The sequence below is a fragment of the Streptococcus saliviloxodontae genome (genome assembly GCF_016908655.1).
Classification (GTDB): domain Bacteria; phylum Bacillota; class Bacilli; order Lactobacillales; family Streptococcaceae; genus Streptococcus; species Streptococcus saliviloxodontae.
The window spans coordinates 1-1,683 of sequence record NZ_JAFBEI010000071.1; the positions used below are offsets into that span (position 1 = coordinate 1).

1 protein-coding gene is annotated in these 1,683 nt (G+C 40.1%); it reads right to left on the minus strand.

Translation table 11 applies throughout. The annotated features are described in order from the left end of the window. Positions 1-127: 127 nt before the first annotated feature. Positions 128-1,444 (minus strand): FAD-containing oxidoreductase, encoded by a 1,317-nt coding sequence (locus tag JOC31_RS09780; protein WP_205017957.1) that lies wholly within the window; start codon positions 1,442-1,444, stop codon positions 128-130. Between the last annotated feature and the right edge of the window lie 239 nt (positions 1,445-1,683).

Here is a 1,683-nt window from a genome sequence, read left to right on the forward strand (position 1 = left end):
TATTATTGAGCTGTTTTGCTATAGGAAAAGCATTGAGAGTATCTACTTTAAACTGTACTATAATTCGGAAATAACTGTTTCATGCGTTTGTCCTGCTCCTTATCGAAGACTTTTTATGGCTTGACATTTAGAAATTGAAAACATCATTTAAGTTTTCAGCCATCGTTGGATGGGTAAATACTTGATTCTTGATATAGGTGTAAGGAATCTTATTATCCATTGCCATCTTAATCAAATTGATGATTTCATGTGAGTTTGAACCAAAGAGGGTAGCACCTAAAATCTCGTTCGTCTCAGTGTTGACGATAACCTTATAAATACCGCGAAGGTCATTGTTAACGTGAGCGCGTGGCATATTAGCTACTGCAAGTTCATTTGCCTTGTATGGCAAACCAGCTGCGATAACTTCTTTCTCTGTAAGACCAACCTGTGACAAAGCTGGTTCAATGAAGGTTGTGTTAGGAACATTTTTACGGCTATTGAGGTTATAATCGCTACTATTTGTGAAACGACCTAAAAGAATGCGAAAATCGTCTAGTGAAGTATATGTGAATTGGAGACCACCATTAACATCACCAGCAGCATAGACACCCTCAACGCTTGTTTCAAGGTATTCATTGACTTGTACGGCTCCACGTTCAGTTACTACAATATCTGTATTTTCAAGACCAAGTCCTTCAGTTGCTGGTTTGCGTCCCATAGCATACATAACCACATCGAATTCATAGTCTTCGCCATTGGCAGTCACGACAACGGCTTCGCCTTTATTGGCTACTTTTTCCACTTTTGCTCCTAGAACAAAAGTGACGCCATCCTCTTCAAGGTAAGATTGAGCTAGTTTAGCTGCCACTTTTTCAGCACGACCAAGGATAGCTGGCGCTGCTTCAAAAACAGTCACTTGGCTTCCAAGACGAGCATAAAGACTTGCAAACTCAAGACCAATATTGCCACCACCGATGATACCGAGGCGTTTAGGTTGCTGATCAAGATTTTGAATACCTGTACTATCAACAACATTTTTTGATTCAAGAAGTCCAGGAATTGGGAAAACATTTGAAACAGCACCTGTGTTGATGACGATTTTTTCTGCAGTCAGTTGCTCAACCTCATCGCCAGCCGAGATTTCGATAACCTTGTCTGAGACAAACTTAGCTTGGGCATTGTAGAGGTCAACGCCTGCACCTGTCAAACCAGCTTCATTTTTGTTACGAAGGCGAGTCGTCACTGTTTCTTTAAGTGACATCGCTTGGCTAAATGACAAATTTTCTTCTGCAGCATGAATCAAAGTTTTAGTTGGAATGCAACCGATATTGATACATGTACCACCATACATAGAAGCGTCACGTTCGACAAGAGCAACCTTTTTACCAAGAGATGCCATTTTACCAGCAATTGTTTTACCTGCTTTACCAAATCCGATAACTAATAAATCATATTCTTTCATAGAACTACTCCTTACTTGGATAACTTTTATAAAACAATTGTACCAACTGGTTGGTTTTTTGTCAATTTAAAAATCTGAATAGCTATTTCAGTAAGTCATAACCACCCGTGAAAACAGGTGGCTTGTACACCGCCTGTAAGGCGGTGAAAACCAGCAGCGTCTAAAGACGCTTGCTGAACGTTGTTCAGGTCTTGCTTGATTACTAGACTAATGCCCGTAACAACGGGCTTTTATCATGT

What these genes read in the sequence shown, in the direction of transcription:
- JOC31_RS09780 (WP_205017957.1), bottom strand. Translation starts at nt 1,444, where the DNA reads ATGAAAGAATATGATTTATTAGTTATCGGATTTGGTAAAGCAGGTAAA.